The sequence below is a fragment of the Aliamphritea hakodatensis genome, from assembly GCF_024347195.1.
Taxonomy (GTDB): domain Bacteria; phylum Pseudomonadota; class Gammaproteobacteria; order Pseudomonadales; family Balneatricaceae; genus Amphritea; species Amphritea hakodatensis.
In genome coordinates, this window is the sequence record NZ_AP025281.1 from 54,889 (window position 1) to 68,534 (window position 13,646).

Annotated in this window: 12 protein-coding genes; all 12 read left to right on the top strand. The window is 54.9% G+C overall.

The features are described from left to right. The first annotated feature begins 41 nt into the window (after nt 1–41). The 12 genes from tsaC to PCI15_RS00310 all read left to right on the top strand — a co-directional run bounded on the left by tsaC (nt 42) and on the right by PCI15_RS00310 (nt 13,619). Nucleotides 42–599 (top strand): L-threonylcarbamoyladenylate synthase type 1 TsaC, encoded by a 558-nt coding sequence (tsaC, locus tag PCI15_RS00255; protein WP_271272368.1) that lies wholly within the window; start codon nt 42–44, stop codon nt 597–599. Nucleotides 600–672: 73 nt separating this feature from the next. Continuing rightward, nucleotides 673–1,587 carry an oxygen-dependent coproporphyrinogen oxidase gene (hemF, locus tag PCI15_RS00260; protein ID WP_271272369.1) on the top strand — a complete coding sequence of 305 codons (915 nt, stop codon included), beginning with the start codon at nt 673–675 and terminating at the stop codon, nt 1,585–1,587. 1 nt (nt 1,588) lies between these two features. Next, the gene (aroE, locus tag PCI15_RS00265) at nt 1,589–2,416 is read left to right on the top strand and encodes a shikimate dehydrogenase (RefSeq protein ID WP_271272370.1); all 828 of its coding nucleotides are present in this window, start codon (nt 1,589–1,591) and stop codon (nt 2,414–2,416) included. A 189-nt stretch (nt 2,417–2,605) separates the two neighbouring features. Beyond that, entirely contained in the window at nt 2,606–4,981 is a 2,376-nt protein-coding gene (locus tag PCI15_RS00270) for an AAA family ATPase (RefSeq protein ID WP_271272371.1), read from the top strand. Nucleotides 4,982–5,315: 334 nt separating this feature from the next. Further along, nucleotides 5,316–6,314, top strand: coding sequence for a BMP family lipoprotein (locus tag PCI15_RS00275; RefSeq protein ID WP_271274675.1), 999 nt, complete (start codon nt 5,316–5,318; stop codon nt 6,312–6,314). Nucleotides 6,315–6,340: 26 nt separating this feature from the next. Continuing rightward, entirely contained in the window at nt 6,341–7,906 is a 1,566-nt protein-coding gene (locus PCI15_RS00280; RefSeq protein ID WP_271272372.1) for an ABC transporter ATP-binding protein, read from the top strand. Next, nucleotides 7,906–9,045, top strand: coding sequence for an ABC transporter permease (locus PCI15_RS00285; RefSeq protein WP_271272373.1), 1,140 nt, complete (start codon nt 7,906–7,908; stop codon nt 9,043–9,045). Before PCI15_RS00280 ends, PCI15_RS00285 begins: the two co-directional genes overlap by 1 nt. Beyond that, on the top strand, nt 9,042–10,016 hold the full coding sequence (locus PCI15_RS00290) for an ABC transporter permease (protein WP_271272374.1): 975 nt from the start codon (nt 9,042–9,044) through the stop codon (nt 10,014–10,016). The genes PCI15_RS00285 and PCI15_RS00290 overlap by 4 nt, the downstream gene beginning before the upstream one ends. Before the next feature lie 10 nt (nt 10,017–10,026). Continuing rightward, nucleotides 10,027–10,917 carry a ribokinase gene (locus PCI15_RS00295; RefSeq protein ID WP_271272375.1) on the top strand — a complete coding sequence of 297 codons (891 nt, stop codon included), beginning with the start codon at nt 10,027–10,029 and terminating at the stop codon, nt 10,915–10,917. Between the two features lie 77 nt (nt 10,918–10,994). Then, the gene (locus tag PCI15_RS00300) at nt 10,995–11,954 is read left to right on the top strand and encodes a nucleoside hydrolase (protein WP_271272376.1); all 960 of its coding nucleotides are present in this window, start codon (nt 10,995–10,997) and stop codon (nt 11,952–11,954) included. After that, nucleotides 11,954–12,796, top strand: a complete 843-nt coding sequence (locus tag PCI15_RS00305) for a 2OG-Fe(II) oxygenase family protein (RefSeq protein ID WP_271272377.1) — start codon at nt 11,954–11,956, stop codon at nt 12,794–12,796. Before PCI15_RS00300 ends, PCI15_RS00305 begins: the two co-directional genes overlap by 1 nt. Nucleotides 12,797–12,863: 67 nt before the next feature. Then, on the top strand, nt 12,864–13,619 hold the full coding sequence (locus PCI15_RS00310; protein ID WP_271272378.1) for a M48 family metallopeptidase: 756 nt from the start codon (nt 12,864–12,866) through the stop codon (nt 13,617–13,619). Nucleotides 13,620–13,646: the final 27 nt, after the last annotated feature.

Genomic DNA, 13,646 nt, shown 5'->3' on the forward strand with positions numbered 1-13,646 from the left:
GTCTGGCGAGTATTTTTATCTGATCTTGGGCAGTTCTATTTATGCAAGACTGGCATGTGCGTCAGGCAGCCCGGGCAATGCACCAGGGCGGTGTGATTGCTTATCCAACCGAAGCAGTCTGGGGTCTGGGTTGCGATCCGTATAATCTGACTGCTGTTCAGCATCTGCTTGCGATGAAACGCAGGCCTATGCACAAGGGGCTGATTATTGTTGCCTCTGATACTGAACAGGTCGAACCTTTACTGGCAGGTCTTACCAATGAGCAACGGCAGAAAGTACTGGCTACCTGGCCGGGCCCTGTCACCTGGGTATTGCCTGATCCGGACGATATTATCCCCTCCTGGGTTAAAGGAAAGCACAGATCAGTTGCTGTTAGAGTGAGTGCTCACTCAGGAGTTAAGGCGCTGTGTGAGGCTTTTGGTTCCTTTGTTGTTTCAACCTCTGCTAATTACGCAAGTCAGGAACCTGCAAGGAGTAAGCTGAAAGTGAGTATTAACTTCAGGTGTGATCTGGCATATGTTTTACCAGGCGAGCTGGGCAGTATGGCACAGCCAACACAGATTCGCAGCCTGGAAACGGATGTGTTGTTACGCAGCTGATCTGAGTTGTCGATGCACGTACAACTTCGCCCCCTGTTGCCGGACCTGGCAGCAATAGCATGAGGAAGAATTTATGTCTGCGGTAGATATCGCTGCGGTTAAAGAGTATTTATTGGACTTGCAGGACCGTATTTGTGCCGCGCTGGAAGCAGCCGATGGCAGTGCCCGTTTCCGAGAGGACAGCTGGGACCGCGAAGGTGGCGGCGGCGGCCGGACCCGGGTGATGGAGTCCGGTGGGGTCATTGAAAAAGGCGGCGTGAATTTTTCCCATGTGTTTGGCGATAAACTGCCGGGTTCTGCGACGGCTCACCGCCCGGAACTGGCGGGCCGTACGTTTCAGGCCATGGGCGTGTCGCTGGTCATTCATCCGCACAACCCTTATGTGCCGACTTCCCATGCGAATGTACGTTTCTTTGTCGCAGAGAAGGAAGGCGAAGAGCCGGTGTGGTGGTTCGGCGGCGGTTTTGACCTGACACCATACTACGGAAATAAAGATGACTGCGTTGCCTGGCATCAGGCGGCTAAAGATGCCTGTGATCCCTTTGGTGAAGATGTGTATCCCCGTTATAAAAAATGGTGTGATGAATACTTCCATCTGAAACACCGGGATGAGCCGCGGGGCATTGGCGGTCTGTTCTTCGATGATCTGAACGAGCTGGGCTTTGAACAGAGTTTTGCCCTGATGCGTTCGATCGGCAATGCCTATGCACCGGCTTATTGCCCGATCGTAGAGCAGCGTAAGGATATGCCGTATGGCGAACGCCAGCGGGACTTCCAGCTGCACCGCCGGGGGCGTTATGTGGAGTTTAATCTGGTGTTTGACCGCGGCACCCTGTTCGGACTTCAGTCCGGTGGCCGTACCGAGTCGATTCTGATGTCTCTGCCACCGGAAGTGCGCTGGGGTTATGACTGGAAGCCGGAACCGGGCACCGAAGAAGCTGAACTCTACGAGGTGTATCTGAAGCCCACCGAATGGCTGGAGGCCTGAGATGACTGTTCGTTATGCCGTGTTCGGTAACCCGATCAAGCACTCCAAATCCCCTCTGATTCACACCGCGTTTGCCCGTCAGACTGATCAGGCGCTGCGTTACGATGCCATGCTGATTCCTGAAGATGGCTTTGCGGAAGGTGTGAACCTGTTTCTCGATGATCAGGGCCGTGGTCTGAACGTTACCATCCCGTTTAAGGAAGAAGCCTGGGCGCTGGCTGAGCAGCGCAGCCCCAGAGCTGAGCTGGCGGGGGCGGTCAATACGCTGTACCGCAACGATGCCGGCGAACTGTGCGGTGATAATACCGACGGTGTCGGTCTGGTGACGGATATTGTCAGTAATCATGGTGGCCGTATTGAGGGCGCTGAGGTGCTGATCCTGGGTGCCGGCGGTGCTGTTCGCGGTGTACTTGAACCGGTGCTTGCAGCCAAACCCAAGCGGGTAGTGATTGCCAACCGTACTCTGTCCCGGGCGGAAACCTTACGGGATCTGTTCGCGGATTACGGTGATATCAGTGCGGTCAGTTTTGATCAGTTACAGGGCGAACAGTTTGATCTGGTGATTAACGGCACCGCTGCCAGCCTGCAGGGTGAAGTACCGCCGCTGCCGGATGATCTGCTTAACGCCGGTGCCTGGTGTTATGACATGATGTACAGCGCTGAGGCCACAGCATTTAACTGCTGGGCAGACGCACACGGTGCTGCAAAGGTAATCGACGGTTTGGGGATGCTGGTTGAGCAGGCCGCGGAATCCTTTTTTATCTGGCGCGGGGTACGCCCTGACACCGGAGAAGTTATTCAGGAACTGCGCCGTCAGTTGAATGCCTGAAACCCTTCCATACCGGGTACTGTATTGCTTGCGGCAAACAGTGCCCGGTCTCTCAACTGCTCTTCTTCCTTCTGCTTCCTTTCTGAATTCAATAGCTTAGCGGTACATATAATGTGCAGTTGTAAACTTGCGTGAGAATTTTTGCAGGGTTATAAAGAGGTTATCCCGAATCTTTGCAGGGGCCTCAATATGGAAAAAGAGACGTTACTTTCACCGGATCAGCTGTACCGTCAGTGCAGTACAGAGCTGTTACCTTTCAAAACAACGGAAACCCTCGAGCCCTATGCCGGTTTTTTTGGCCAGGAACGTGCCATTGAAGCCATGGAGTTTGGTATTGGTATGACCCGCCCCGGGTACAATATTTTTGTGATGGGGAACCCCCATACCGGACGTTTTTCGTTTGCGATGGACAGCCTTAAAACCATTGCCAAGAAAGCCAACGCCAAACCCAAAGACTGGTGTTACCTGAATAATCTGGATGATTCCCGCCGCCCGCTGGCGATTGAAATGGCTGCCGGTAAAGCCTGGATGCTCAAGCGGGACATTAAACACCTTATTGAAGGTATCCTCTCCGAACTGCCCGCCGCGTTTGAAAGCCCGACCTATCAGCGTAAGAAAGGTAAGGTAGAGCGGGACTTTAACCGCCTCTATGATCAGGCCATTGAGGAAGTGGATGATCTTGCCCGGGAACACAGTATTGCCCTCTTCCGGGATGCCGGCTCGATTGGCTTTACTCCGGTAGCGGACGGTCAGGGCATGGACGAAGCAGCGTTTTCCCAGTTACCGGAAGACGTTCGTGATCAGTTCACCAGTAACATATCCAAGCTGGAAGAGTATCTCAACGAGCAACTGGCCAGCCTGCCCCAGTGGAAGCGTGAAGCCGGTGACCGGATGAAGGTGCTGGACCGGGAAACCGCCCGTAAAGCGATTAATCCATTGCTGCAGCCATTACGGGAAAAGTACAACAGCAATAACAGCCTGATGAGTTATTTCAGTCAGTTGGAAAAGAATCTGGTGAAAACCGCCACCGATCTGATTGCTGAAGAAAAGCCCAATGAAAACCGTACCGATACAGCCCGCCGGCTGTATATGGATCAGACCTATGGTGTAAACCTGCTGGTGGATAACCAGAAGACCAAAGGTGCGCCGGTGGTATTTGAGTCCCACCCTACCTATGACAACCTGTTTGGCCGGGTGGAATACGCCAGTGAAATGGGATCGGTCAGCACTAACTTTCAGCTGATCCGTTCCGGCGCCCTGCACCGGGCAAATGGCGGTTACCTGATTCTGGAAGCGGAAAAACTGATTGAGCAGCCGTTTGTATACGGGGCGCTGAAGCGGGCGCTGAAAGCGCACGAAATCCGTATTGAAAATCCGATCTCGGAAATGACCGGCATGGGGAATGTCAGTCTGGCGCCGGAGTCGATCCCGCTGGGCGTCAAGCTGGTGCTGATCGGGACCCGAAATACCTATTATCTGTTGCAGGAACTGGATCACGATTTTGAGAAAATGTTCCGCGTGGTGGTGGATTTCGACGAAGACGTTAAGCGTGAGCCAGCGACGATCCGCAACTATGCCCGGCTGATGAAAACTCTGGCCGATGAAGAAGGGCTGGCCCAGCTGACCCGTCAGGGGGTGGCCCGTCTGGTGGAACACAGTTCCCGGCTGGTGGAAGATCAGGATTTGTTATCCGCCCACGTGGGTGAGCTGGTCGACCTGTTATGCGAGGCGGATTACCGCCGGGTACAGCAGAAAGACGAGCTGATCAATGACAGCCATGTTGAGCTGGCGCTGGATGCTAAAGAGCGCCGCACCAACCGTATTTCTGAGAAAATTCTCGACAGTATTCTCAATGAAACCGTGCTGATTGATACCTCAGGTGAGGCGGTGGGCCGCAGTAACGGCCTGACGGTTTTAGGCGTCGGGGATGTCTCTTTTGGCTTCCCTGCCCGGATCACGGCCACGGTACACCCGGGCAATAAGGGCATCATCGATATTGAACGTGAAGTAACCCTGGGGCAGCCGATACACTCCAAAGGGGTGCTGATTCTGTCCGGGTATCTGGGGCATAAATATACCCAGGACTTCCCGCTGGCGCTGTCTGCCAGTATTGCGCTGGAACAGTCTTACGGTTATGTGGACGGTGACAGTGCCTCGCTGGCAGAAATCTGTACGCTGATCTCCGCCCTGACGCATATTCCGATTCAGCAACACTTTGCCCTGACCGGGTCTATTAACCAGTATGGTGAAGTACAGGCAATCGGCGGTGTAAACGAAAAAATTGAAGGCTTCTTTAAAGTCTGTAAAACCCGCGGGCTGAACGGCCATCAGGGCGTTGTTATTCCGCAGGCTAACGTCCGTAACCTGATGCTTAAGCGTGAGGTGGTGGATGCGGTTGCTGAAGGCCAGTTCCGTATTCATGCGGTGGCAACGGTTGACCAGTGTCTGGAGGTGCTGATGGGCCGTAAGGCCGGGCAGTTAAAAGAGGACGGCAGCTTCACGCAACGGTCCGTGAATGCGCAGGTGGTGAAGCGGTTACGTGAGATAGCGAAGGCCAAACCCTGAATAAGGACTATTATTGTCTGTACGATTGCCGGTAAGCGGTCATAATTTGGCCGCTAACGGTTAATCTGACCGGCAGTTTGCTGTATCCTTTCGTCTAATTTGCCAAATTTTGACCAGGCAGAAAAATTAGTATCGGTGGTGTAGGTAATTCGGGCTTAGCTGGCCGCTGAATGGCTGCGTCCGCATACCGGTTCCGGTGATGTCATCTGCGCCGGAAGGTGCTGCCGGTAAAACCTTTTTTATGATGAGTTTTGGAAGTGGCTGGCAGTTTGCCAGTGACGCACAAAGTATCACAAAATATAACAAGAAAGCTATGACTACAGGGGATAAATCCATGAAATTTCAGTTACTTGCGCTATCTGCAGCGGTTGCTATCAGCGCATCTGCAACAGCGGCTGATCTGAAGCCAGCTGTTGTATTCGATATGGGTGGTAAGTTTGATAAGTCGTTCAACGAAGGTGTTTACAACGGTGTTGAGCGTTTCAAGAAAGAAACCGGTATCAAGTACAAGGAATTTGAAGTGACTAACCCTGCCCAGCGTGAGCAGGCAGTACGTAAAATGGCGCAGCGTAAGTCTGATCCGGTCATCAGCGTAGGTTTCGCGCAGGCATCTGCGGTTGAGAAAGCCTCTAAAGCATACCCGGACACCCGTTTCACCATCATCGATATGGTGGTTGATCAGCCAAACGTTCAGTCCGTCGTGTTCAAAGAACAGGAAGGCTCTTTCCTGGTGGGTATGCTGGCGGCAATGAAATCTGAAAGCAAAGTTGTCAGCTTTGTGGGCGGCATGGATATTCCGCTGATTCGCCGTTTTAACTGCGGTTACGTGCAGGGCGCTAAATACGCGGTAAACAATGTTGAAGTCATCAGCAACATGACCGGTACCACACCTGCAGCCTGGAACGATCCGGGTAAAGGTGGTGAGCTGGCAAAGAGCCAGTTTGACCGCGGTTCCGACGTTGTTTTCGCGGCGGCCGGTGCAACCGGTGCCGGTGTTTACCAGGCCGCTAAAGACGCCGGTAAATTTGCCATCGGTGTCGATTCTAACCAGAACCACCTGCACCCGGGCACTATGCTGACGTCAATGACCAAGCAGGTTGATATTGCTGCCTACAACTCTTTCAAAGCCGCACAGGACGGTACCTGGAAGCCGGGTATCAACGTACTGGGTCTGGCTGAAGGCGGTGTAGACTGGGCGCTGGATGAGCACAACAAAGATCTGATCACCCCGGAAATGAAGGCTGCCGTTGAACAGGCGAAGGCTGACATCATTGCCGGTAAGATCGTGGTTCATGACTACATGGCAGATAACACCTGCCCGGCAATGAACTGATTACAGCGTTAAACGACTGAAGCAGTATGACCATAAGTAACCCTCAACAGGCGGCTGACCAGCCGCCTGCTATTGATCTGCGCAAGATCAATAAACGTTTTGGGCCGGTCCATGCGAACCGCGACGTTGACCTGCAGGTCGGTCGCGGTACTGTGCATGGCATTATCGGTGAAAACGGCGCCGGCAAATCCACCCTGATGAGTATCCTCTACGGCTTCTATGAAGCGGACAGTGGCGAGATACTGATTAATGGCAAGGCGGTGAAAATTCGAGCCTCTAAAGATGCCATCAATGCCGGCATCGGCATGGTGCATCAGCATTTCATGCTGGTGGATACCTTTACTGTGCTGGAAAACGTGATGCTGGGGGCGGAAGCCAGCAGTTCATTGCGTCACAGTATGGTTGATGCCCGTAAAGAGTTGCAGCGGCTGTCAGAGGAGTATGGCCTGGCGGTCGACCCTGATGCCATGACCGGCGAGCTGCCGGTAGGTTTGCAGCAACGGGTGGAAATTCTCAAAGCGCTGTACCGCGGTGCGGATATTCTGATTCTGGATGAGCCAACCGGGGTGCTGACACCTCAGGAAGCCGATCAGCTGTTCAGTATCCTCGACACCCTGCGCAGCCGTGGGGTCAGCGTGATGCTGATTACCCATAAGTTACAGGAAATTCTGGCCATCACTGATCATGTATCAGTGATGCGTGCCGGCACCATGGTCGCAGACCGGGTGACGGCGGATACAAATAAAGAAGAACTGGCCGAGCTGATGGTGGGCCGTAAAGTTCTGCTGCACGTGGATAAAGCAGCGGCACAGCCGGGCGACGTGCTGTTAAAGGCGGATAACCTGACCGTGCGGGACGCCGATGCAGTTGCCCGTCTGGATGATGTCAGCCTGCAGCTGCGGGCCGGCGAAATCGTGGGCATTGCCGGGGTATCCGGTAATGGCCAGACCGAGTTGCTGGACGTGCTCAGCGGCATTCGCCCGGTTGAAGACGGCAAGCTGAACGTCAACGGTACCCTGATTGATGCGGCGAATGTGCTGGACGCCAAAGACCTGCGTCACCTGAGTGTTGGCCATGTGGCGGAAGACCGTCACCGGCTGGGCATGGTGACTGCGTTCAGTGCCCGGGAGTCTGCCATTATGGGCTTTCAGGATGAACCGGAATTCAACCGTGGCCTGCTGACCGACGGCGCTGCTATTACCCGCCACTGTCAGCAACTGATGGACGAATTTGATGTGCGTCCGGGCAATCCGGACCTGAAATCGGCTAACTTCTCTGGCGGTAATCAGCAGAAACTGTGTATTGCCCGGGAAATGGAACGCCAGCCAAAAGTACTGCTGGTTGGCCAGCCAACCCGTGGGGTGGATATCGGTGCGATCGAGTTTATTCACCAGCAAATTGTTAAGTTACGGGATGCCGGCAGTGCTGTACTGGTTGTATCGGTGGAACTTGAGGAAGTTATGTCTCTGTGTGACCGTATTCTGGTGATGTTCGAAGGGCGGATTGTCGGTGAAATTGCCGCCAGCGACGCGGATGCCAAAACCCTGGGTCTGATGATGGGTAACGCCAGCGAAGCAGGAGGAAATGCCTGATGAGTAACCGTACCCTGCCCGCCTGGATTGATATCGGCCTGATTCCGCTGATCAATATCTGTCTGGCATTTATCGTCTCTGCCGGCGTCATCATGCTGATCGGCGAAAGCCCGCTGGAAGCCGTACAGGTTATGCTGTTCGGCGCGTTTGGCTATGGCGAAGGGATTGGCTATACCCTGTATTACGCTACTAACTTTATCTTTACCGGCTTAGCCGTAGCGGTGGCCTTTCATGCCGGGCTGTTTAACATCGGCGGTGAAGGTCAGGCCTATTTAGGCGGTCTGGGCGTGGGGCTGATCTGCCTGATGCTCGACAGCTGGCTTCCCTGGTGGGCACTGCTGCCGTTTGCGATTGTCGCCGGGGCATTATTTGGTGCGGCCTGGGCTTATATCCCTGCGTATCTGCAGGCGTACCGGGGCAGCCACATTGTAATTACCACCATCATGTTTAACTTCATTGCGTCCGCACTGATGGTCTATCTGCTGGTAAACGTACTGATTGAACCGGGCAGCATGTCGCCGCAAACCCGCAGCCTGGCGGAAGGTGCCACCCTGCCCTACATGTATCAGGTGTTTGCAGCCTTCGGTATTGAGATCGAACAGAGCCCGCTGAATGTCTCCCTGATCCTGGCGCTGCTGGCCTGTGTGCTGGTGTGGTTGCTGATCTGGCACACCCGCTGGGGTTACGCCATCCGGATGATCGGTTTTAACGAAAAAGCCGCCGTCTACAGCGGGATTAATACCCGCCGTACCATTGTGATCAGCATGTGTATTTCCGGTGCACTGGCGGCCATGGTGGGCATTAATGAGGTGATGGGTGCGCAGCAGCGGGTGTTGCTGGAATTCGTGGCCGGTGCCGGTTTTACCGGGATTGCGGTGTCTCTGATGGGACGCAATCATCCGCTGGGCATTATCGCCGCCAGTATCTTATTTGGTGCCCTGTATCAGGGCGGTGCGGAACTGTCATTTGAGATCTCGACCATTACCCGTGATCTGGTGGTGGTCATTCAGGGTCTGGTGATTCTGTTCTGCGGTGCGCTCGCTTACATGCTTAAGCCGACACTGGAAAAACTGTTCCTGCGCTATACCCTGAGTAAAGCAGCCCGTCGGGATAATCTGGCAGAGGAGGCACAGTCATGAATGATGTATTACTGATGCTGGTGTCGATTCTGGACTCAACCATCCGGGTATCCACGCCTCTGATTCTCTGCGCCATGGCCGGGGTCTTTTCTGAACGTTCAGGTATTGTGGATATTGGCCTTGAAGGCAAGATGCTGGCCGGCGCGTTTGCCGCGGCAGCGACCGCCGCAGTGACCGGTTCCGCCTGGCTTGGGCTTGGCTGTGCCATCATCGTATCGGTGGGCATGGCGCTGCTGCACGGCTTTGCCTGTATTACCCACCGGGGTAATCAGGTGGTCAGTGGTCTGGCGATTAACATTCTGGCCTCCGGCCTGACCGTGACGCTGGGGATTGCCTGGTTTGCGCAGGGTGGCCAGACGCCACAGCTGAGCGGCGATGCCCGTTTTGCGGCGCTAGAGTTTCCGGGCGCGGCTGCCGTGGCGGACGTGCCGGTGATCGGTGCGATTTACAGTGAATTACTGAGCGGTCATAACCTGCTGGTATACATCGCACTGTTAGCGGTGCCGCTGACCTGGTGGGTGATTTTCCGCAGCCGTTTCGGCCTCCGTTTGCGGGCGGTGGGTGAAAACCCACAGGCAGTGGATACCGCCGGTATTTCGGTGGCGTGGTTACGCTACCGGGCAGTGATGTGTGCCGGGCTGCTGTGTGGCATTGCCGGGACATACCTGTCGACGGCGCAAAACGCGGCCTTCCTGAAAGACATGTCTGCCGGTAAGGGTTATATCGCTCTGGCGGCGCTGATCTTCGGTAAGTGGCATCCCAAAGCGGCGCTGTTTGCCTGCTTGCTGTTTGGCTTTCTGGAGGCGCTGTCTGTACGGCTGCAGGGCGTACAGTTGCCGGTGATCGGTGAAGTGCCGGTACAGCTGATGCAGGCGCTGCCTTACGTGCTGACGGTGATTCTGCTGGCTGGCTTTATCGGCAAAGCGATTGCGCCGAAAGCCATCGGTATTCCGTATAACAAGGAACGCTGAGGGATTGCAGATGAGTACACGTATTTTCAGTTACGGGTCAATCAACGTTGATCATATCTACCAGATGCCACATCTGGTAGCGCCGGGGGAAACCCTGGCCAGTACAGAATACCGTCAGGTACTGGGAGGCAAAGGGGCCAACCAGTCCATTGCGGCGGCGAAAGCCGGGGTGCCGGTATTGCATATCGGCCGCTACGGCAAAGCGGACAGCTGGGTACAGGAACAGCTGCAGGACGCCGGGGTGGATTGCAGCCGGGTTGCCGCGGTGGATACACCGAGCGGCCATGCCATTATTCAGGTGGATGCTCAGGCAGAAAACGCAATCATTCTGTTCGCCGGTGCTAATCACAGCTTCCGGGCGGACGAGCTGAGCGCTTTGCTGGATGGCGCGGCTGCCGGCGACTGGCTGCTGCTGCAAAACGAATGCAGCTGCACTGCAGCGATGATCAGCACCGCCGCGGCAAAAGGCATGCAGGTGGCGTTTAACCCGTCACCGATGGATGATTCGGTGCGGGCGTTACCCTTACATGAGCTGTCCTTGCTGGTGGTCAACGAAATTGAAGTGCAACAACTATTAGACTGTGACGGGCTGGACCAGGATCGGTTGGTCGCTGCGTTGCGCGAACGTTTGCCGGCCACCCGGGTGGTGGTGACCTTTGGCGCGAAGGGTGCGCTGTGGGTGGATGCCGATACAGAGATATTTGTGCCCGCCCTGCGGGTTGAAGCGGTGGATACCACTGCTGCAGGGGATACATTCCTGGGATACCTGCTGGCCGCACTGTGTCAGCAGGCGTCCCCGAAAACTGCGCTGGAGCTGGGCTGCAAGGCTTCCTCTCTGGCGGTACAGAAAGTCGGTGCCTCGGTCAGCATTCCCGACAGAGCGGACGTTGATCAGCTCTGAGGCCCCTTCTGTAAGACATTGAAATATAAATACCGGCCTGTTTTCAGGCCGGTTTGCGCTGCGAGCGAGACAATAAAATGACACATAAAATTATTCTGGATACGGATCCGGGTATTGATGATGCAATGGCGATATTCACCGCCTTTGCCCATCCTGAAATTGAACTGCTGGGCCTGACCACAACCTTCGGCAATGTGTCCGTTGAACAGGCGACAACCAATGCGCTGCAGCTGGTGGAAATGGCCGGTGTAGACGTCCCGGTCGCCAAAGGTGTGGCGACGCCATGGGTTAAACCCCTGAGTGATTTCCCGGACTTTGTCCACGGTAAAGACGGTTTTGGCAACATCAACCTGCCGGCCCCGAAAGGTACGCCGGTGAGCCAGAGTGCTGCAGAATTCATTGTTGAACAGGTGATGGCGCAGCCCGGTGAAGTAACACTGGTGGCGGTCGGCCCGCTGGGTAACCTGGCCACGGCCCTGAAGCTGGAACCGCAGATTGCCGAAAAGGTTAAGCGGGTGGTGATCATGGGCGGTGTTATCGCCGCTGATGGTAATGTATCTCCGGTGGCAGAAGCGAACATTCTGTCCGATCCCCATGCGGCAGATAAAGTGATGGAAGCCAGCTGGGAAGTGGTGATTGTCGGGCTGGATGTGACCCATCAGGTGGTGCTGAGCAATGCGCTGTTTAACCAGATCCGCGATGAGAACCCGAAAGTCGGTGCGTTTATGCATCAGGCGGCGCAGTTCTATATCAGTTTTTACAGCTCGGTGCGGGACATCGACGGCTGCTATGGTCACGATGTCTCTGCGGTGGCCTATGTGGTTGATCCGGATATCTTTACTGTGGAAAGCGGTGAAGTCTGCGTCGCAACCGACGGTGTGGCGATCGGCCAGACTATTATGAGCCGTTTCGGCATTCCCTATCCACTGCCGTTCTGGCAGGACCGGCCGAAGCAGAAAGCCTGCATGGGTGTCGATGATCAGCGTCTGGTGGCGCTATTTCGTGATGCAATGACCAGTGATTTTTGGAGTAAATAATGACCACCCTGACTGCAATTGATTACACCGCTGAAAATGCTCAGCAGGAATTTGTTGAATCCCTCCGGGAAACCGGTTTTGGGGTACTGAAGAACCACCCTGTCCGTCAGGAACTGGTCACGTCGATTTACGAGAACTGGCAGACCTTCTTTGACGGTGACAGCAAAGAAAACTTCCTGTTTAACAAGGGCACGCAGGACGGCTTCTTCCCGGCCAGCGTATCGGAAGTGGCGAAAGATCATAAAGTTAAAGACATCAAAGAGTACTACCACTACTACCCGTGGGGTCAGTGCCCGGATGAGCTGCATGCTGAGATCAGCCAGTATTACCGTGAAGCCAACAGTCTGGCCGGTGAACTGCTGAGCTGGATTGAAAAACACAGCCCGGGTGAAGTGGCGGCCGGTTACAGCCAGCCACTGACGTCTATGATTGAAGGCAGCCAGTCTACCCTGCTGCGGGTACTGCATTATCCGCCACTGCAGGGTGATGAAGAAGCGGATGCAATCCGTGCTGCAGCCCACGAAGATATTAACCTTATTACCATCTTGCCGGCGGCGAATGAGCCGGGGCTGCAGGTGCAAGCCAAAGATGGCAGCTGGCTGGATGTGCCCTGTGAGTTCGGTAACCTGATCATTAATATCGGCGATATGCTGCAGGAAGCTTCCGGGCATTATTTCCCGTCTACGACCCACCGGGTGATAAACCCTGAAGGTGCCAACATGCAGCGCTCACGGATTTCCCTGCCGCTGTTCCTGCATCCTAAACCGGAAGTTATCCTGTCTGAACGCTACACCGCCGACAGCTATCTGACCGAGCGGCTTAAAGAGCTGGGTGTTATCTGAGGCACGTTTCGGTTAAGCAGGCATCTGGTACACTTGTGCAGATGTCTGTGTGCAATGGAAAGAAATCATGAAAAAGTTAGCCCGGGCTGCTGCGGCAGTCGGTTTATCGCTGGCGCTGACCGGCTGTGTGAAAGATAGCGAACTGACGATGGCCAGCGCGATGATGGTGGGTGCAGGTGTCCTGCAGGCCGCTACGCTGGACGAAAAACAGGTGGTTAAAACCGCGTCCTTATCCGCTAAAGAACTGGATAAGAAGAACAAGGTGGCCGCCCCGGGCAGTCAGTATGACGCCCGTTTGCAGCGGCTTGTCCGCGGCCTGGAAAATGCCGACGGCCTGAACCTGAACTTTAAGGTGTATCTGGATAAAAGCGTCAATGCCTTTGCCATGCCGGACGGTACCGTACGGGTGCATTCGGGCTTGCTGGATGCCATGCCGGATGATCAGGTGCTGGCGGTTATCGGCCATGAAATTGGCCACGTGAAGCTGAAACACAGCTATAACCAGATGCGCAGTCAGTTACTGACTAATACCGCCTTTCAGGCGGCCGCGTCTGCCGGCGGTGACATTGGCGCGCTGACATCTTCACAGCTGGGCGGTCTGGCCTATAAGGCGATCAATGCCCGCTTCTCCCAGCAGGATGAACTGGAAGCCGACCGTTATGCGGTTAAATTTCTCCGTTCACGGAACAAAGACCCTGAAGCGATGACCCGCTCAATTGAAACCCTGCAGGCCAAATACGGCAGTGGCGGCGGTTTTCTGAGCAGCCATCCGTCGAATTCGCAGCGGATCGATAATCTGGAAAAGACCATCGCCGGGCAATAAGCATTGCCCAGCAGAAAAACGGAGGCT